Genomic DNA, 19557 nt, shown 5'->3' on the forward strand with positions numbered 1-19557 from the left:
ATTACGCAGGGTGTGCAGCGAACGATGGCCTCCTGCGGTGCGGTGTTCGTGCTCCTACTGTTTCCAGCGATCATTATGGTCGGTCTGCTGCCACCGATTCTCCGACGCAGACGGCTGTCGAGGTGGCGCACTTCTGGTCCACTAGCACCGGCCTGAAGCGGTTCGGTCGCATGTGATCACACGAATCTCCAGTTTTCGGTGCCGTCAGCACCTTTCTATCAGTGACGAGTTCACTACTCGTGGTGCTCGCGGTCCAGAAGTTACTCGGTGGATGTCGTGTCGGCGCTTGACAATCGATTACGGTGGTGCTTTGTTGCGGTGGGTGTCTCCGTCTCCATCGGCGCCGGCTTCATGGATTATGTTCTGCGCCAACGGGTCTTGGTAGAATTTAGAGGGATGCCTGCTGATCGTTCTGCGGGTCTCGGTAGCCTTTTGACGTCCTCATCAAGGCATACCGCCGAAGTCGGCAAGGTGTTGCGTAGATTTAATCCAGATTATAATCTGGCGCCTGTGTCTCATCCCGTAACCGCTGAAAGCCGGTTACTCATTGGCAGCAACCCCTTCAATGTCGAACCCGAAATGGACCTGTTGCATACAGCGCCGGCTGATGCACCGGGCTGGAGCGAGACGATGTTCTTCCACGCATGGTCTCCCCGGGAGAATGTCGGTGTATTCGTGCACACCGGCAGGTGGCCGAGCGACCTCGATCTGTGGTGGGCTCAGGTAATCGCGTTGCTGCCCAATGGTGAGTTGCTGGTCGATCGGTCGTGGGGGCGAGCAACAGACGATCGGGGTCCGGCGACGGGAAACCTCAAAGTCACGTGCACTACTCCGTTGCGCAGCTGGCGCTTGGCCTTTGACGGGGCTGGGGCTATCTGTGACCTCAGCGCAATGGCGGCAGGCCCGGTGGGCGCCGGACCGGCGCGCCGGTTGTCTTTCGACCTGGAACTAGAAGCCGCGGCCCCGGTGTGGGACCTGCACGGCGCGCTGGGTATCGACCGCCTGAGCTGGGCCTCCTTCCATCACAACCAGGGGTTCCGAACGAAGGGCTCGCTGACCGCGGGCTCGCAGCGTTGGGACATCGACGGCGTCGCCATTCGGGACCATTCCAGCGGGCCACGGGACGTCGGGCAGTTGGGTGGGCTGCACTTCCTGTTGTTGGTGTTTCCCGAGAGTGGTCGCGTGGTCAACGGCCTGGTGAACTGGCGTCAGGACGGCAGGGTCGACCATCGCACCTTCTGCACTCAGCAGGCCGGTGTCTGTGAGGTGGGGACCGATGTCCGAGTCACCGGTTTACATTCGGTCGCGACTCACGAACCACGTTCGATGGATATCACCCTGCAGCGGGCGGACCATTCCTCCGAGGTTTTGAAAGCCACATGGCTGCACGGCTATTCGTTGACGTATCTACAGCCCAACGAGAACATCAATGGAGTCGACGTCGTCACCCAGCCCGACCCTCTCATCGTCACGCAGAGCACGGTTCGTGTAGTGGCGCCTGACGGCGAAGTCGGTTACGGCGTCATCGAGCGTGACTACCGACCGTCTGCTCTTCCGTCAACTGAGGAGCGGTGAGGGTGTCGCTGAATCGGTCGGAATCCGCCCTAGACGTGTCCGCGGAAGAACTGGCCGCAAGTCCGGTTCATCATCCGGGCGCCAAGCGACGATGGACCACCGCCAACGTCGATGAAGGCCTGCCCGGAACGATCACCCCGCTGACCTGGTCCATGTACTTCCCGCCCACCGAGTCCACCATGCGCGGTTGCTGGGTGGATCTCGGTGTGCTGCCGGAATCGCAGCGCCCGATCCCAGACGACGTCGACGGTCGCTTCCTCTCCGTGGCCTACGGCCATGCCATCGCCAACTTGGATCTCTTAGGCCAGATGGCGGCGCGTGTGCCGGGAGGCTCTGCGGCAACCATGGAAGCTCAGTTGTTCGGATCGGTCGAGCGCGATGGCGAACCGGAGCCCAGTGGATTACGCAAGATGCGCCGCTATCCGTTCGTCGCGGCGAAGTTTCCCCGCGCATTGCGTCGCGCGATGCGCGAGCTTGAACCGTGCGCGCAGAATACAGCCCGCTGGTGGCGGGCCACTGTCTTCGAACCCGAGGCGCTGGTGGGCAATTCGGCTGTGCTGGCACTGGCCGAGGCGCGTCGGCGGTTCGAGGAAATCCTGGTCACGCACATGGTGCTCTCCATGGCGTGTCAGGGCCTGATGGGCCGCGTCGAGGCATTGGCCGTCAAGGCCGGGCTGGACGGCGTGCAGCATGAACTCATCAAGAGCGATGAGGGGACTGCCGAGTTCGACTTGGTCCGCGATCTGTGGAGCCTGTCGGCCGACACGATCACGCTCCAGGATTTCCTGCATCGGCACGGCTTCCACGGCCCCCGCGAGGGGCTGGTGGAATCGACGGTATGGCGGGAGAACACCCAACCCGTCGCGGATCTGGCCGCCGCCTACCGCTCCCGTCGCGGCGGTGAAGACATTGACGCCCTGGTGTCGCGACGGCGGAGCGAGCATGTGGCCGCAGTCCGCCGGCTGGAGCAGGCGCTCGGCCCGATCCGATCGATCCCGGCACGCGCGCTCATCCGATTCGCGGCGCACGCGCCGACGTGGCGCGAAACCGGGCGAGCCAGCATGTTGCAAGCCGTCGACGTCGCCCGCGCGGCATCACGCGTCGTCGGTCGGGATCTTGCCGAGGCGAGTGTGCTCGACGATCCCACGCACGTGATGTTCCTGACGATCGACGAGATCGTGCGTGGTGATCGTGGCGACTGGCCTGATCTCGTCCGTCAACGTCGATCCGACCACGCCACGTTCGACCGGATCGTTCTTCCGCACGTATGGCGTGGCGTGCCCGAGATTGCCGCCGCCGCTGCCGCGGCCACCGGGCCGGCACCCGAGCACCAGCCCGACGTCGTGGAAGGTCTAGGGGTGAGCGCCGGTACCGCCGAAGGAATCGTGCGCGTCGTTCGTGATCTCGATGACGCCGACATCGACGAGGGCTCCATCCTGGTGTGCCGCGCGACCGATCCCAGCTGGGCATCGTTGTTCGCGCTCGCCGAAGCGGTGGTCACCGATGTCGGCAGCGCGATGAGCCACGCCGCCATCGTCTGCCGGGAATTGGGGCTGCCCTGCGTCGCCGGCACCCGCACCGGCACCACAACGCTGCGTGACGGGATGCGGGTCCGGGTTGACGGCACGACTGGTCGCGTGGAAATCCTGCACGACGCATCGCGTGTCGACCCACAGCCGACTAACTAGAGCGCCGTCTTTCGTTGAATTCGGCCAAGCCCGAACACAAATCGCGCGTCATCGCAGAGTCTGAGGTTCGGCTGCACTTGGACGGCGCCGTCCCGTCAGCGATCAGGACGGCGCCTCACATCAACGGGCTACCGGGAAGGGGTCGTTCTGACCGCTCGAGTAGGGGTCGGTGTCTGCTGCCTTCCGTGAGCTCATCAACTCTTTCAACACGCCCGCGATGCGCTCACCTTTCTTCTGCAGGTGGAAATCCTTGAGCATGGTTCGCGCAGCGTTCTGGCCGGGCATGCCGCTGATACCGGCGACCGGGTGGGTGCCGGATCCGGTCAGGTAGAGACCTTCGATCGGTGTCTTGTACCCGGCGAATCCGGCGACCGGCTTGTTGGGGCCGAAGCGACTGATGGTCGGGTCCACGTGGTACACCGAGCCGTCGATCGCCCAGAACCGCTCTTCGATGTCGGGCAACACCAAGGGACGCACGGCCACCTGCAGGTCTTCGACGCCTTTGTAGTACTCGTCGGCGTCTTTGATGATGCTGTCGGTGATCTTCTTGCGGGCCACGTCCCAGCCGTCCTCTGGATAAGACGGGGTGAGGCCGGTCCAGAACCACCAGAGGTCCTTACCGGGAGGCGACATCGACGGATCGAAAGAGTTCGTCACCTGGGCCAGGCCCGGGATGGCCTCCGGCACCTTGCCCCGCACGCAGGCGCGGGCGGCCTCGACTGCTTGCTCGTACGTGTGGTAGCAGTTGCACGCCTGCCGCATATCGATACCGTCGCCGCGCCACTTTTCATGCTTGGACATGTCGATGCGTCCGGACAGCGCGACGTTGACTTTTGCGTCGGCGATACCGCGTTTGCGGGTCGGGATGTGGTCGGCGGCGTTCTGCTTCTTCGGTTCCAGAACGCCACGCGGGAGCAACCGCGTAAGCGTCGTCTTCGGACTGCATGCGGTGAGAACGGCACGCCGAGCGCGGATTTCAATCCCGCCCTTGACACGTACCCCGGTGCAGCGGTTGTTGGTGATGATCAGCTCTTCGACAGGGGAGCTGGTGATCACGTCACCATGATTGTCCTTGATCACGCTGATCAGCGCTTTCGGCAGCGATCCGGTGCCGCCGTGGAACATGGCCACGCCATACTTGCTCAGCACCCCCAGGTAGATCAGCGACCAGCCAGACATATCAGCGTCGAAAGGCATGAACGGCAGACTGGCCAGCATCGGTGCACGGATCATGTCGTGCTCGAAGCTCTCCTCGACCGCCTCCATTTGAGAGCTCGACATCCACCGGCCGAGCGCTGCGAGCTGTTTCCGGTTCTTCAGCACCGCGCGTGCCGATTTCAAGATGTTCTTGATCTCCGGCTCACGGACGTTGGTCTGCATCATGGGCAGCCCGATTTCGACGGCAGCGTCGATTACCTCGTAGAGCTCGAGTAGCGCGCGCGCGTCCTTCTTCGAGAAGTACTCCAGTTCTGCGGCGGTCTTGCGGGGGTCACGCCACAACCCCAGCGACGCGCCGTCAGCCGAGAGTTGAAAGTGTGCGGGGTCGATAACCGTCTGCCGCAGACCGTAATAACGGGACAGCCCAAGATCGCGGTCGATCGTTGTGGTGCGGAACAACGACGCCTGGATCGACGCCTCGTTGATCGTGTACTCAGGCGCTTCTGGGGCGAAGGAATTCGTCGACGTCATACCGCCGGCGGTCGGGGACGCCTCGACGACGAGAACATCCAGCCCGGCCTTCGCGAGATATGCCGCGGCGACCAACCCGTTGTGCCCCGATCCCACAACCACAATGTCGGCTTCGCGCGGCGGGAGAGCGTCCTTCATCACCAGTCCTTCGATCGTCCGAGAGCGAGACTCGCTCAGCGCTCTAAATCTAACCAATATTAAATAGTGCTATCGCGGGCCCACGGTTGCGGCCGAAAGGTTTGGCGCCCTATGAATCCCGCTCAAGTGCGTGCCTGCCCGAACGCTCGAACAAGGGCCGTCGGCACCGTGGCCATCGCCACGATTCTGATGCACCATACACACTGTATGCTCAATGCGATCCAGAGCACAACCCGCTTTCGGAGCCTACTTGGGGGCCGCAGGGTCGAGTCGTGACCGGGAATGCCGTGCGTCATCGGAGCCCGGCAAGACCGGACCCGGGCCCACGGTTCGCATCGTCCAACCTGAGCCGCAAAGCATCAGGACACCAAATTCGCCCCGGATCTTGTGCAAGACTTTTTACTTGAATATAGATTTAATAAACGAGTCAACTCACGTCACCGAAGCCGGGAGCGCTGCCACCATGGTCAAGCCAACGTCTACCGTCGATGCGCAACGCCGACGCACGGCCATCATTGATTTTGTTGACCAGGCAACGCCAGCCTGGCTCACCGGCACCCTGCAGGCTGCGGGCGCGCTACACCAGGGTGAGGTCACGGAGGTGACCAGCGACCTCATGAATGTAGGTCAACTGGGACTGGTCGCGCGTTTGAATCTGGCCTACGACAGCGTGGAATCGGATGCACCTTCCTCCGTCATGTTGAAGCTGCCGTCAACTGATGCCGGGAGTAGAGGCCTCAGCGTGTCCCTTGGCTTCTACGAAGCCGAAGTGGGGTTCTACCAACAGATAGCGCCCACCGTCGGCGTCCGAGTTCCGCTGCTTTACGCGGCTGACATCGAGCCCGCGACCGGGCGCTTCACGCTGTTGCTGGAAGATCTCAGCCCGATCGCTGCACCCGGAGACATGATCGCCGGCGGCACCCTAGAGCAAGCCGCGCAGGCGCTGGACGGGCTGACAACGCTGCACGCGCCGAGGTGGTCTGACCCGAGCCTGGCCGCACTGACGTGGTTGGCCAACCCGCAACGCCTGCAGAACTTCTTCGCCGGAGTCGAGCTGATGCTGCCAAGCTTTCTCGAGCGCTTCGGCGACCGCCTCGACTCTCGCGACGTGGCTCTCGCCGAGCAGGTGGCACCCCACGCCAACTCATGGGCGGAGCGGACGAATCAGGGGCGCAAGACGGTTCTTCACGGTGACTACCGCATGGACAATGTGTTCTTCCCGACGGTGCCCGACCAGCCGGCCGCTGTGATCGATTGGCAGGCCGCCCAGCTCGGTCCGCCGCTGATAGATGTGGCCGTCTACCTGGGCGGTTGTCTTTCGCTGGAGGATCGGCGAGCGCACGAGCGTGATCTGTTACAGCGATACCAGGACGGGCTGGTGTCTGGCGGTGTCAAGGACTTCTCCTTCGACGACGCGTGGGCGAGCTATCGCTGGTGTGCCTTCTACGGCTTCATGCTCTCGATACCAATGGCCGTCCAACTCGAGCGATCCGACCGGGGCGACGCGCTGTTCGCCGGCATGTTCGCCGCATACGCCCACCAAGTTCGCGACCTGGACTCGATGGAGCTGCTGAAATGAGCCGCCGACCTGTGACCACGGCGCTGGCATTCTCGTGCGATCGCTACACGCCCCCTGCGGTTTTCGGGCAGGCGGCCGGGGCCGCTTTGGACAGCGGCGCCGTCGACGAACTGCTCGTCTGGGATCAGATGACCAATTTCTGGCCGCGACAGCTGTGGTGCCCCGGCAATACCCGCATGGCGTCGGTCGTGCCCGACCTGGACTCGTACTGCGACGCGTTCGCGATGAGCGCCTACCTCGCGGCGAAGGCTCCCGGCCTCGGCATGACGATCAGCACCGACGCCATCCGGCGCGGGCCTGCGGAGCTGACCCAAACCATGATGACTCTGGCCAACCTCACTGAGGGTCGCGCGAAGATCATGATCGGAGCGGGCGAGGCCAAACAGATAACACCTTTTGGGTGGCGGAGGTCAGAGGGTCTAGAACGTCTCGAAGATCAGTTCAAGGCCTTCGACGCGTTCTGGAATACCGACGGACCCGTTAACTTGGTAGGCAATCACTGGACTTTCAAAAATGCCTGGTTGGGTGAAGCGCGTGGTCACCGACCTACCGTCTGGGCGTTGGGGGGAGGCCCAAAGCTTCTCGACCTCGCCACGACGTACGCCGACGGATTTTCTGCCATCGTGCCCTGCGTCGCTCCGAACGTGGATTCGTGGGCTCAAACGGTTACCACGCTGAAGACCGACTTGGAGCGAAAAGGACGTGACCCGGAAGCCTTCGAATTCGGCATCTGGTTCATGTCATTGATCCATGAAGATGAGCAACTCCTCGAACAGGCATTAGACAATCCGCTGATGCGCTGGATGGCAGGGGTCTTCGGTCGTGTCGACCAAAGCGCATGGAACGCAGAGGGAATGGAACCGCCGTTGCCGAGGGACTGGCATTACGCCATCAAACTGCTCCCGGTTCAATGGACCGACGCCGAGATCGACGGTGTGCTCAACCGCACAACACATGAGATGGCTCAGAAATCATTCGTATACGGCACCCCGGCCTCCGTCGCCGACCAGGTGGCGCAATACGTGGAGGCTGGGGCCACCTGGGTCAGTGTCTGCGACATCCTGCCCCTCATCCTCGACCCCGCGGACGCACAACTCGGACAGCACAGGAACCTCGAAGTCTGTGCCCGTTTGAAGAAACACGGATGACGCGGAGGATGAGCATGCAGTATTCCTACGACGACGAGGGCAGCCACGAGCCGGCCAGCGACGATCCCGACTGGCAGGAAAGTGTGTTCGTGCACTGGTATGACCGCGCCGCCGGGATCGGCGGAGTCAGCCGGATCGGCCACGAACCGAACCGACCGGGCGGTGGCCGGTCGGCGCTGCACTGTTTCGTGGCGACCACCGACGGCATCCGCTTTCGTCGCAACGATTTTCAACTTCCCTTCGAGCCGGCCGCATCACCACGTGGATTTCGCTCCGGCGGCTCGGAGTGGCATGTCGACGCGGGAGCACCCAGGCTGGTGATCAATGAACCCGGCGTGCACGTCGACTTGCGCATGGACAACTTCTATCCGCTGACCGACTTCTTCCCACCCAAGGGGAGCATGACTGAGGATTTCGCCAAGGACCACTACGAGACGTCGGGACGTATCCGCGGTAGCGCCCGCATCGATGGCCGGAGTTTCGACGTTGACGGGATGTACCATCGCGACCACTCCTGGGGTTTACGCAAGACGATGACCCTGAAGAGCCACCGGTGGATCTCTGGAACCTTTGGCTCGGACCTGTCTTTCGGTTCAATCATCTGGCATGCCACCGACGAGTCGATGGTCAGGGTCGGCTACCTCGTCCGCGACGGAGAGGTCAACTACGCGGCTGACGTTGACGCCGTGACGTTTCTCGAGCCCGATGGATTGACGCACCGAGGCGGCGAAGTCCGCTGGTGGATGCCCGACGGAGACGTCTTCGAGCTTCGGGCCGAACCCGTCGACGCCGTCGTGGCCCATCTGCACAACGCCTACTACGTCGACTCCATCTGCGACGTCCGATTGCCCGGCGCCGACCGTTGGGGGATCTGCGATTTCGAAATCAGCAACAACGCTAGATTAGGAACCGCGCCCGTCGGCACTTCAATCAACGCTGCGCTCGCCAGCGGCCTGACGAAAAGGCAATGACCATCAGCGTCTTCGATCGAAAATCGCCGCGGTTGCCCGCCCGAACGACTGAGGTGATGCCTTATATGGCAGCAGGTTTCGTGGCCGAGAAATGTATGTTGACGTTCCGAAAGAGTCAGCAGCACGCTGCGCGGGGGATTGCCAGGTGACGCGGGTAAGCGACATGCTCGAGACGCTGGACACGGTTGATCCGCGTCCGGGGGTGCGGTGGACCACCGGCAACATTGCCGAGGCTTTTCCCGGCGTGTTCACCCTGTTCGGCATGACGTTCGCGTTCGAGCCGATGGAGATGTCATTCCGGCGTCTTTTCGTCGACTTGGGGGTCTTCGCCCGTAACGAGCTGCGGGTGCCCGAGGATGTTGAGGACTGCTTCCTCACGGTGTTCTCCGGTTGGGGCGCAGGGAATATCGACAAATTCCGCGAAATCGCCAATGTCATGCCGGGGACTACCGCAAAAGCCGTCGAGCAGCAGCTTTTCGGGTATGCGCGGCCTGAGACCGTCGACGAGAACAGCCGGAAACGCTACCCGGCGATCATCGTGAAAGCCCCGCGCTGGATGCTGAGCACCCCCAAGCGGCACAACACGATGTTTGCCGAGCTCCGAAGATGGCGGCTCGATCAGCTGTCGAGGATCCCCAATCTCGACGAAAACAGTTGCCTGGCAGTGCTTGCCGACTCGCGCCGCCGCTTCGAGGACATGATGAAGATTCACATGGGCGTTGCGATGATCAGTTCATCGATCGCCGAGAAGGTCGCTGCTGCTGCTGCCGCCGCCGGTAAGCCGGGACTGGAAGCGCAACTGCTCTCCGGCGTCGGCTCCGATGAAAACGAGGTCGCACACGATCTGTGGGCGTTGGCGCACAACCAGATAACGGTCGGTGAATTCACGGACCGCCACGGCTACCACGGCCCCAACGAGGGGCAGTTGATCGGCGTCACGTGGCGCGAGAGTCCAGCTCCCGTCCTGGCGCGCCTTGACGACTATCGGGCGATTGACGCCGGAAGCCCGCGTGCACCACGCAACCGCAGCGCCGCGCAAGCGGCCGCCCGCCAGCGGGCGCTCGCCGAACTGTTGGCCGCGACTCCTAGATTCAAGCGTCGCCTTACTGCGATGATCGTCAAACTGGCGGCCCGTTTCCTGGCTCTGCGGGAACAGGGTAAAGCCGGTTACCTGCTCACCTACGACGTGGCCCGTGCGACGGCTCGGAGGCTCGGTGCTTTGCTCGTCGAACGCGGCATCATTGCCGACTCCGAGGACGTTTTTCACCTCTCGTATCAAGACCTGGTAGCTGGAATATCCGGCGATCAGCGGGCCGCGGTCGCCGATCGGGTGGCGCAGTACGCCGAACGTCAAGGTATTCGGTTGCCCAAAGCATGGTCCGGCAGCCCGGAGATCACCAAACTCGCAACGGCTACCGGCGAACTGCTCGACGTCGGAGGGATAGTGGCCGGCGTGGCCGCCAGCGGCGGCATCGCCGAGGGGCGGGCGCGGGTGGTGCGTGACCCCGGCGACGTGGACATCGACGACGGTGACATTCTCGTGTGCGAAACCACCGACCCATCCTGGGTGTCACTGTTCCTGGTGGCAGGGGCGGTGGTGACCGATCACGGCGGCATGCTCAGCCACGGCCCGATCGTCGCCCGCGAGATCGGCATACCATGCGTGTGCGGTACCGAAACCGGCACCAACCGCATCCCCGACGGTGCGCAGTTACGTGTCAACGGCGATGTCGGCACTGTCGAAGTGATTGGGTGATACTGCCAATAAGAGCGTTCCTGCTCGTGATGCGTGACGTGTGCAGTCTTGCCGCGTACGCGGGTGAAGGGCGGCCGCGTCGTAAGACGATTCGACCTGGGCTGTGGCTGGGTTGAACCGCCGGACCGCCACCGAGCGCCACTGTTGGATGTCTCCCCCCGAGAAGGCTAAGTTTCTTGGCGCTGTTCGTCACTCGTTTCGGCTTCACTCGAGATCTGTGCTCAAGACCTACGCGAAACACCCAGAGGACCCACCTCATCCGCCTACTTGAATGGACCGACTGGGACCGGTTCACGATTTTTTGAGTCTATGTTAAATTATAGGCGTGACTGAAGCCTTTATCGTTGACGCAGCTCGTACACCTGTGGGTAAGCGCGGTGGTGGATTCGCTGACGAGCACCCGGCCGACATGGCCGCCCACGTGATCCGTACTGTCGTCGATCGACACGACATCGACCCCGAGTCGATCGATGACGTCATCTTGGGCTGCCTGGACAACATCGGTTCCCAGGCCGGCGACATCGCGCGGACAGCGGCCCTTGCGGCCGGCCTGCCAGAGTCGGTTCCCGGCGTCACGATCGACCGCCAGTGCGGATCCGCTCAGCAGGCCGTGCATTTCGCTGCGCAGGCGGTGATGAGCGGAACTTCTGATCTGATCGTCGCGGGCGGCGTGCAGAAAATGAGCCAGTATCCGATCTTGTGCGCTTTCGGCGCAGGTGAGCCGTTCGGCGCGAGCGATCCATGGACCGGATGCCGCGGATGGGAGGCCAGGTTCGGCACCCAGGAGATCTCACAGTTCCGCGGTGCGGAGATGATCGCCAGTCAGTGGAAGTTGAGTCGCGAGGACAACGAGAAATTTGCGTTAACCAGCCACCAGCGCGCCGTGGCAGCTATCGCCGACGGCCGATTTACAAGGGAAATAACGCCGTACGCGGGCGTCACGGTGGACGAGGGGCCGCGCGCCAACACCTCACTGGAGAAGATGGCGGCCCTGCCGACCCTAGTTGAGGGCGGAGTGCTGACCGCGGGGGTGGCCAGCCAGATTTCCGACGGGGCGGCGGCACTGCTGATCGCGTCGGAAAGCGCTGTCAAGCGGTTCGGACTGACACCGCGGGCCCGAATTCACCACATGTCCGTGCGTGGCGCCGACCCGGTGATGATGCTGACGGCCCCGATTCCGGCCACCCGACACGCACTCAAGCGAACGGGACTCTCGATCGACGACATAGATCTCGTCGAGATCAACGAAGCTTTTGCACCTGTGGTGCTCGCCTGGCTGGCAGAACTCGAGGCCGACCCGGATCGCGTGAATGTGAACGGTGGAGCGATCGCGTTGGGCCACCCCATCGGCTGCACCGGCGCCCGCTTGATGACCTCGCTGTTGCACGAGCTCGAGCGAACCGGCGGCCGCTACGGACTGCAGACGATGTGCGAGGGCGGCGGTCAAGCCAACGTCACGATCATCGAGAGGCTTTAGGCTGTGCGCCGAACGCTCTACGGCCCTGACCATGAGGCCTACCGGGAAACGGTCAAGGAATTCTTAGCCCGAGAAGTGGTCCCGCACCAGCACGGTTGGGACCGAGATCACCGGATCGACCGCGACGTGTTCGTCCGCGCAGCCAAAGCGGGCATCTACGCACTTGAAGTGGACGGACGGTACGGAGGTGCCGGTGAATACGACTACCGCTACCGAATGGTGGTCTGCGAGGAGATCGCCCGAATCAACGCTTTGTCGTTCGGCTTGACCATCAGCCTCCAAGACGACCTCGTGCTGCACTACCTCCTCGATCTCACGTCTGAGGAGCAGAAACGACGTTGGTTGCCGGGCTTCGCCTCCGGTGAATTGATCGGCGCCCTCGCTATGACGGAACCGGGTGCTGGCAGCGACCTCCGAGGGATTCGCACCAGTGCTCGCCGCGACGGCGACCACTGGGTTCTCAACGGGCAGAAAACGTTCATCTCCAGTGGGATCATGGCCGACCTCATCGTGGTAGCCGCCTGCACCGATCAAGAGGCGGGCTCGCGAGGCTTCAGCTTGTTCGTAGTCGAGCGCGACACCCCAGGATTCAGACACGGACGCCAGCTGGACAAGATCGGGCTACCGGCCCAAGACACTGCCGAATTATTCTTCGACGACGCCCGCGTTCCAATCGAAAATCTGCTCGGCAAGGAAGGCAGCGGCCTCCAATACTTGATGAGCCATTTGCCGCGCGAGCGATTAGGTGTTACGGCACAGGCTATCGCGACCACACGCGCAATATTCGACCTCACGGTCGAGTATTGCCGACAGCGCAAGGCATTCGGTCAGCCGCTGACCGCGAAGCAACACATCCGCTTCGAACTGGCTGAGATGTCAACGGAACTCGATATCGCGGAAGCCTACGTCGACAAATCGGTAGAAGCGTTCAATGCGGGCGAACTTTCACCAGTTGATGCGGCGAAAGGCAAGTGGTACGTCAGCGAGCTTCAACACCGCCTCATCGACCGGTGTCTGCAACTCCACGGCGGATACGGCTACATGCTTGAATACCCCGTTGCCCGAGCGTATGTCGACACCCGAGCGCAGACAATTTATGGCGGCACGACGGAGATCATGAAGGAGCTCATCGGCCGCGAGATCGCCGGCTCGGACCCGACTTCCAAACGGAGATGAAGTGACGCCGTTTTCATCTCGGTGTCCGCGCCTGCTACCGCTGCCATTGGCGAGGGGCTCGGCCGGTATGCTGGAACTTTGCCGTGGCGGGGTGACGTTGGCCCCCGCTACGGCAATGCATATGTTGATCAACGGCATTGAGGCCCGTGGTGCGCCGCAGACGGACGCAAAGCCAAACGGCGAAGCGATACGTCGCAGGTCCGGCTCCCGAGGTGAAGAGCTCATGAGTGACCTCGCCTGAAGCCGCAATGGCAGCCGCCGACAGTCAAAGTATCAGCGAACCGACCAAAGTCGTTTTCGCTCAGGAGGTTATACTGCGGACGTGACTCGGCAGAAGATCCTTATCACCGGTGCGAGTTCCGGCCTGGGTGCCGGTATGGCTCACGCGTTTGCGGCCAAAGGGCGCGACCTGGCACTGTGCGCTCGACGTACCGACCGGCTCGCTGATCTCAAAGCTGAGCTCGTGCAACAACATTCTGATGTAAATGTTGCCACCGCGGCGTTGGACGTCAATGATCACGAGCAGGTGCCGAAGGTGTTCGAGGAGCTGTCGGATGCACTCGGCGGCATCGACCGGGTGATCGTCAACGCCGGCATCGGCAAGGGTGCCCGCCTGGGGTCGGGCAAACTGTGGGCCAATAAGGCGACTCTCGAGACCAACTTGGTGGCGGCGCTGGTGCAGATCGAGACCGCGCTGCAGATGTTTCATGAGCAGGGATCGGGGCACCTGGTGTTGATTTCCTCGGTGCTCGGCGTCAGGGGAGTGCCGGGCGTGAAAGCGTCTTACGCGGCCAGCAAGGCTGGGTTGAGTTCGCTTGGCGAAGCGTTGCGCGCCGAGTATGCGCGTGGGCCGATCAAGGTTTCGGTGATAGAGCCCGGTTATATCGAGTCGGAGATGACCGCCAAGTCACAGAGCACCATGTTCATGGTGGACAACGAGACTGGGGTCAAGTCAATGGTTTCGGCGATCGAGCGCGAGCCGGGACGGGCGGCTGTGCCCTGGTGGCCCTGGGGGCCGATGGTGCAACTCATGCGGGTATTGCCGCTGCCGTTGCTCAAGCGCTTTGGCTAACGCTTGGCGACCCGACACCGGGCGATCGCGCGCAGATACAAGGCTGGACAGCAGATTTTGGCATACTCACCGCATATTGCCTGGCCTCATGATGGATGACCATCGTGGCTCGCCGGTGGTGCCGCTCCTGCAAGAGCTCACCCGGAGCTGACGCCATTAGGTACTGCCCCGGGTTTGGTTGACTCCTACGCTGAAGTGTCCGCCCCTCTAGTCGCTGTCACGTGACGTAATGGCGCTCATGGCCCTTACGGCCGCGCCGAGCGATGACCAGAGCTTGCTGAAGCCACCCCAAATGCACACCCCAAGAAATGACTCTCAATGATTAAGTCAAGCCGCTGCGGTAGTCGTGGTCGGTTTCTCGGGGGTGAATTCGCGGCCATCGCGGAGTAGGACCCAGAGCACGTCGGTCAGTCGGCGGGCGAGCGCTAGGAGGGCCTGGGTGTGGACGAGTCTTTCGGTGCGTTTGCGATCGTAAAAGCGGCGCGAGGGTCCGTCGGTGCGAATGCTGGACAGCGCGGCCAGGTAGAACACGCGCCGCAGTCTGCGGTTGTAGCGTTTCGGCCGACGCAGGTTACCGGTTTTTCGGCCGGAATCCTTTGGCACCGGGACCAATCCGGCATAGGAGGCCAGGCATCCGGGGTGGCGAAATTCCCCAGGTCGCCGCGGGTGATGACCAGGAATTCGGCCCCCAAGCCGGGTCCGAAGCCGGGCAGGGACTCGATGCTGCGCGCATACGGGTGCTCGCGGAAGCGTTCGGTGATGGTCTTGTCGATGGCTTTGATCTCGCGGTCGAGCTCGAGCACCCTGCGCGCCAGCCGCTTGACCAGCGCGGCGGTGCCGGCCTCTCCGGGCACGGCGAGCGGCTGCTCGTTGACCAGCGTCGCCGCGGTCTTGGCGATCCGGGTCCGCCAGGCGTGATTATCTGCGAGAAATGCAGTCATACCATCGATTCCGGCCGCGCGGATCTCTGCCGGCGTGCGCAGCCGGAGACCAGGATCAGCGGGGTGCGCGTTGTGTAGTCAAACGCCGCCTCCAATCCGGGGAAGATGGATCCCAGCAAGGCACGCAGCCGATTGACGCCGCGCACCCAGTCGGACATCAAATCGGCACGGTAGCCGGTCAGCTGGGTTAACTCGACGACCAGCTCGTCAGGTAGCGCGACAGTGCTGAGATCGTTTCGCAGCCTGGCGGTTTCGGCGATCACTCGGGCGTCTTTGGCGTCAGTCTTTCCCTCTCCACGGAAGGCATGTGTCATGGTGTTGACCGTCCGGCCGGGCACATAGACGACAGATTGTCCGGCACCCAGCAGCACGGCGATCAGCATCAGCGCCATCGGGCTGGTCAGATCGATCGCCCACCGCACCTGCTCGGCGCCGATGCGTGCACGAGCAACCACCTGCTCAATCACGCGCTGCTCGTTGGCGAACTTCTGACTCCACACCACCTTCCGGTCTCGTCGATCGCACACGCATGATGGCTGGACTTGCCGACATCGATCCCGATCCACACCCGCCGCTGCATCGTCACACTTGTTCTCCCTCTGATCGCACCTCAAGCCCGTGGACGACCCCGCCGCAAGTTCCCTAAACAGCGACGATCCGCATCAGCTCTCAATCAGCGACCGGAGCGTCCAGCGCGGCGGGGCAGCCAGTCATTTCCAGCCACAAACGGCACACGAATTTCAGCTACACCCCACCGCGCTGGGCATCCAGAGCACCAACCCAAGACACCATTCAACTTAGGGACACGAATATGAGTCAAAACGCAGATGACACGATGTGAGACAACTGGCATCGCCGCAGGTCGGGGAGCACGATATGACATCAGACATAAGAACCTACTACCGGTCTGTCATCCCGCGGAGAACCCCAGTCGCGCCCCGCTTGCTACGCCTTGTCGGGGTGGAGAACCACTTTGGTCCATCCGTTGTCGCGAGCGTCGAAATGCTGGTAGCCGGATTCGGCTTCGGTCAGCGGCAGTTCGTGGGAGATGATCCACGACGGCTTTGCCCGTCCCGCGTGGATGAGGTCGCGCAGGTGACGGTTGTAGTGCTTGACGTTGGCCTGCCCGGTTCCGACCTTTTGGCCCTTGAACCAGAATTTGCCCATGTCGAAGGCGATCTTGCCGTTTTTCTCCAGCTCGTTCGGCGAATTTGGGTCCTGGGGCAAATAAATCCCGACCACACCGATGTGTCCGGTAAAGCGCACCGAGTCGACGAGCCGGTTCATGGTCATCGCGGAGTCCTCATGTCCCTGCGGGTCGTGCGCCTGATAGCCGACACACTCGCAGCCCTTGTCGGCGCCCTTGCCGTTGGTCTGCTCGAGAACTTGCTCGACCGGGTCACCCTTGGAGTCGTCGATGGGGATGGCCCCGATCTGCTCGGCCAGGCGCAGCCGATCGGGATGCCGATCGACGACCATCACCTTGCACGCCCCCTGGATCATCGCCGAGTAGGCGGCCATCAGGCCGACCGGGCCCGCACCGTAGACGACGACCGAGTCGCCGGGCTGCATATCGGCTAGCCGGGTGGCGTGCCATCCCGTCGGGAAGATGTCCGACAGCATGACGTAATCGTTTTCCTTTTCCGCCGCGTCCTCAGGCAGCCGCAGGCAGTTGAAGTCGCCGAACGGCACCCGCAGGTACTCGGCCTGACCACCCCAGTACGGGCCCATGTCGGCGAAGCCGTAGGCGGCGCCGGCCATATTGGGATCCGGATGTGTCGTCAGGCAAAACGCGGTCAGACCTTCCTCACAGTTGCGGCAGAAACCGCAGCCGACGTTGAACGGGATACACACCCGGTCCCCGGGCGATACCTTCACCACAGCATCACCGACCTCCGCGACGATCCCGAGGTTCTCGTGACCCAAAACCATCCCCGGTTCCAGATCGGTGCGGCCCTCGTACATGTGCAGATCCGACCCGCAGATGTTGCTGCTGGTGATCCGCACCAACACGTCGGTCGGCCGCTCCACCCTGGCGTCAGGCACATCCTTGACATGAACCGCCCGAGGCCCGTCGTAAACAACTGCTTTCATTTCGACTCTCCTTGCTGTGTGAGACCCATCGGTCACCTCATGCCACGGAGACATCACCTATGGGGCGAGTTAGCGGCCGCAGCGGTAGGCGAAAAACAAGGCGCCGCAGCGAAGAGGCACCGTGTCGTATGACAGGCGCTCTGCCCCTCAGTCCCGGCATTACAGGCACCGCCGTAAACGATGCGTCCTGGCACAGTGCGAGTGCATGCGCCGCACAGGTCCAAATATCGGCCGCTGATTTGCTCCGCCGGTACGAAGCACAATGCGGCCGCGCGGGGATAGATTCACGCTTGTTGAGGCGCAGGCCGTCGAGCAGTTGCGGCTCGGGGGTGACGCGATCCGCGATGACCGGGCTTGCACACACCTGAAAGGTCTAGTCCGCCAAGCACTTAACCGCGAGGGCGGCCGAGCTGTTCGGGTCGGCAGCCGGCAAGCCGGCAAGCCGAAGCGCCACGCACACAGAGGGAGGCCCGATTGACAATGTCCAACTTAACCCTGGCCGACGCCCGCCACATCATCGCCGCTGCCGAAAAGCGCGCCACCGAAATCGGGCAACCCGAGAACATCGCCGTCGTCGATGCCGGCGGCAACCTGATCGCTCACGTGCGCATGGATGGGGCGTGGCTCGGGAGCATCGACATCAGCATCAACAAGGCCTTCACCGCGCGTGCCTTCGACACCCCGACTAAGGACCTCGGCGACAACGCCCAGCCCGGGCAACAGTTCTACGGCATCCACGCCAGCAACCACGGCCGAGTGATGATCTTTGCTGGCGGCATTCCGCTACGAAAAGACGGACGGATCATCGGGGCGATCGGCGTCAGCGGCGGCAGCGGTGACCAGGACCAAGACGCCGCTCAAGCCGGCGCAGACGCGCTGTCGACGGCGCCGGTAACTACGGCTGGCAGCACAAGGTGTTGAGCGGGGCCCGGAAATCCGGGGCCGCCCAGAGTCGGGCGCCCTCAGACGGGGCAGCCGACGGTGCCGGGTGGACCGTGGCCGGGGTCGCTTCCCCGGGCGCGCAGTGTTTCCGAGGGAGTTTCGCCGAACAGTTGGCGATATTGCCGGGCAAACCTGCCAAGGTGTACGAACCCCCATCGGCTTGCAACCATCGTTACCGTGACCGACCCAGGGGAGTTGGCGGCGAGTTCTGCGTGTACCCGGTGTAGCCGAATGCGCCGCAGATACATCATTGGCGAGGGTTGGTCGGACCGCTCAAACGCCCGCTGTAAGGCTCGTGCGCTCACCCCGCTTGCTCGTGCCAGTTCTGCAGTGCACCATGGTTTTTCCGGGTGGGCTTGCATTAAATCGACTGCGCGCTTCACGACGGCTGTGCTCGCCGCGCGTTCACTTTGAGTCAGAGCCTCGCTGTAATTGTGGGGCTGGATCTGAAGCAGACCCTGAATCAACAGCAGCTGTAGGTTTTCCACGGCGAGTCGGTGGTTGAGAAGCCCCCCGGGTTGGCCGACTTCACGTGCCAGGAGCCGGACCAAGTGGTGCCAATCGGTCGCCGCGGCAGTGCTCAGATCGAAATGACGGGCAAATGTAATGCGTTTGCGGACGGGTGTGTTAAGCATGGCTTCCAGCTGCCGCCGCATCTGCGCTTCAGAAACCTTAAGACAGATCTGAGCGCAATCGCCGGACCAGTCAAGCACACACGGTGTGCCCGGAGTGAATATGGCGGATGACCCGGTCGTCGCCTCAACGAGGCCCCCGTCGCGCCACCGATTCACCGCGCTACCCGATAACGGGGCGTCGATGTAATAGGCGGTCACGTCGTCTGCCCGGATAGCGATGTCGGTGCCGAAGCCAAGGTAACCGGCGGTGAAGAGAGGAAACTGCACCGCTCTCATCTGCATGTCCACCACACTGGTACCGATCGGAGTGAGCTCGGCCGCGACGTAGACGCGCCCCAAAGCGTCGGTCGCCTCGTCGACGTCCCTTGTCCGAACCTCGGGTGCCAGATCAAAGGCTAACTCGTTCATGGTGCTACCCGCTCCAGTGACTTTGCGTCCTTCCAGTCCATTCGCAGCCACATGCTCACCTCCAACCATGCCATCCGATCGCGTTCGACCGCAGCGAAAACCTCAAAGCAGACGTGTCCCTCGCACCGGGTAATGCGACCGAATCGGGGTTGTAGCTGCCACTCAGCGCCGATCCAACAGCGGAAACTTGCCCGCCCGCATGCCGCCGGTTGACGGAAACGGGACAAGTTCGGTGCGGTTAGCGGATATCGCACGGGTGTATCGGTCG

Annotated in this window: 13 protein-coding genes and 1 pseudogene; 10 read left to right on the top strand and 4 right to left on the bottom strand. The window is 62.7% G+C overall.

Annotated elements, in window-relative coordinates:
* Nucleotides 1-267 precede the first annotated feature (267 nt).
* Nucleotides 268-1575, top strand: coding sequence for a hypothetical protein (locus ACIUM1_RS23810; RefSeq protein ID WP_406814947.1), 1308 nt, complete (start codon nt 268-270; stop codon nt 1573-1575).
* Nucleotides 1576-1781: 206 nt separating this feature from the next.
* Nucleotides 1782-3263 (top strand): PEP-utilizing enzyme, encoded by a 1482-nt coding sequence (locus tag ACIUM1_RS23815; protein ID WP_406814948.1) that lies wholly within the window; start codon nt 1782-1784, stop codon nt 3261-3263.
* 120 nt (nt 3264-3383) lie between these two features.
* Here the strand turns inward: ACIUM1_RS23815 and ACIUM1_RS23820 are convergent, their stop codons facing one another.
* Nucleotides 3384-5090 carry a phytoene desaturase family protein gene (locus ACIUM1_RS23820; protein ID WP_406814949.1) on the bottom strand — a complete coding sequence of 569 codons (1707 nt, stop codon included), beginning with the start codon at nt 5088-5090 and terminating at the stop codon, nt 3384-3386.
* Nucleotides 5091-5832: 742 nt separating this feature from the next.
* Here ACIUM1_RS23820 and ACIUM1_RS23825 point away from each other — a divergent pair.
* From ACIUM1_RS23825 to ACIUM1_RS23855, 7 genes are all read left to right on the top strand, one after another.
* Complete coding sequence (locus tag ACIUM1_RS23825; RefSeq protein ID WP_406814950.1) at nt 5833-6669, top strand: phosphotransferase; 837 nt, start codon at nt 5833-5835, stop codon at nt 6667-6669.
* A gap of 11 nt (nt 6670-6680) precedes the next feature.
* Entirely contained in the window at nt 6681-7817 is a 1137-nt protein-coding gene (locus tag ACIUM1_RS23830) for an LLM class flavin-dependent oxidoreductase (protein WP_406814951.1), read from the top strand.
* Between the two features lie 8 nt (nt 7818-7825).
* On the top strand, nt 7826-8788 hold the full coding sequence (locus ACIUM1_RS23835; RefSeq protein WP_406817836.1) for a propanediol utilization protein: 963 nt from the start codon (nt 7826-7828) through the stop codon (nt 8786-8788).
* 145 nt (nt 8789-8933) lie between these two features.
* Nucleotides 8934-10544: a PEP-utilizing enzyme gene (locus ACIUM1_RS23840; protein ID WP_406814952.1), complete on the top strand. Its 1611-nt coding sequence runs from the start codon at nt 8934-8936 to the stop codon at nt 10542-10544.
* A gap of 325 nt (nt 10545-10869) precedes the next feature.
* A complete protein-coding gene (locus tag ACIUM1_RS23845; RefSeq protein ID WP_043954285.1) occupies nt 10870-12021 on the top strand; it encodes an acetyl-CoA C-acetyltransferase in 1152 nt (383 codons plus the stop codon).
* 3 nt (nt 12022-12024) lie between these two features.
* Entirely contained in the window at nt 12025-13197 is a 1173-nt protein-coding gene (locus tag ACIUM1_RS23850; RefSeq protein WP_406814953.1) for an acyl-CoA dehydrogenase family protein, read from the top strand.
* Between the two features lie 322 nt (nt 13198-13519).
* Nucleotides 13520-14269, top strand: a complete 750-nt coding sequence (locus tag ACIUM1_RS23855) for an SDR family oxidoreductase (protein ID WP_406814954.1) — start codon at nt 13520-13522, stop codon at nt 14267-14269.
* Between the two features lie 327 nt (nt 14270-14596).
* Here the strand turns inward: ACIUM1_RS23855 and ACIUM1_RS23860 are convergent.
* Nucleotides 14597-15796: pseudogene (locus tag ACIUM1_RS23860) on the bottom strand (IS110 family transposase).
* 359 nt (nt 15797-16155) lie between these two features.
* A complete protein-coding gene (locus ACIUM1_RS23865) occupies nt 16156-17304 on the bottom strand; it encodes a glutathione-independent formaldehyde dehydrogenase (RefSeq protein WP_406814955.1) in 1149 nt (382 codons plus the stop codon).
* A 480-nt stretch (nt 17305-17784) separates the two neighbouring features.
* Between ACIUM1_RS23865 and ACIUM1_RS23870 the strand changes: the two genes are divergently transcribed.
* The gene (locus tag ACIUM1_RS23870; RefSeq protein WP_406814956.1) at nt 17785-18225 is read left to right on the top strand and encodes a GlcG/HbpS family heme-binding protein; all 441 of its coding nucleotides are present in this window, start codon (nt 17785-17787) and stop codon (nt 18223-18225) included.
* A 41-nt stretch (nt 18226-18266) separates the two neighbouring features.
* Here ACIUM1_RS23870 and ACIUM1_RS23875 read toward each other — a convergent pair whose 3' ends face one another.
* Nucleotides 18267-19289, bottom strand: a complete 1023-nt coding sequence (locus ACIUM1_RS23875) for an AraC family transcriptional regulator (protein ID WP_406814957.1) — start codon at nt 19287-19289, stop codon at nt 18267-18269.
* Between the last annotated feature and the right edge of the window lie 268 nt (nt 19290-19557).

Source organism: Mycobacterium sp. M23085 (genome assembly GCF_045343915.1).
In the GTDB taxonomy this organism is placed as follows: Bacteria; Actinomycetota; Actinomycetes; order Mycobacteriales; family Mycobacteriaceae; genus Mycobacterium.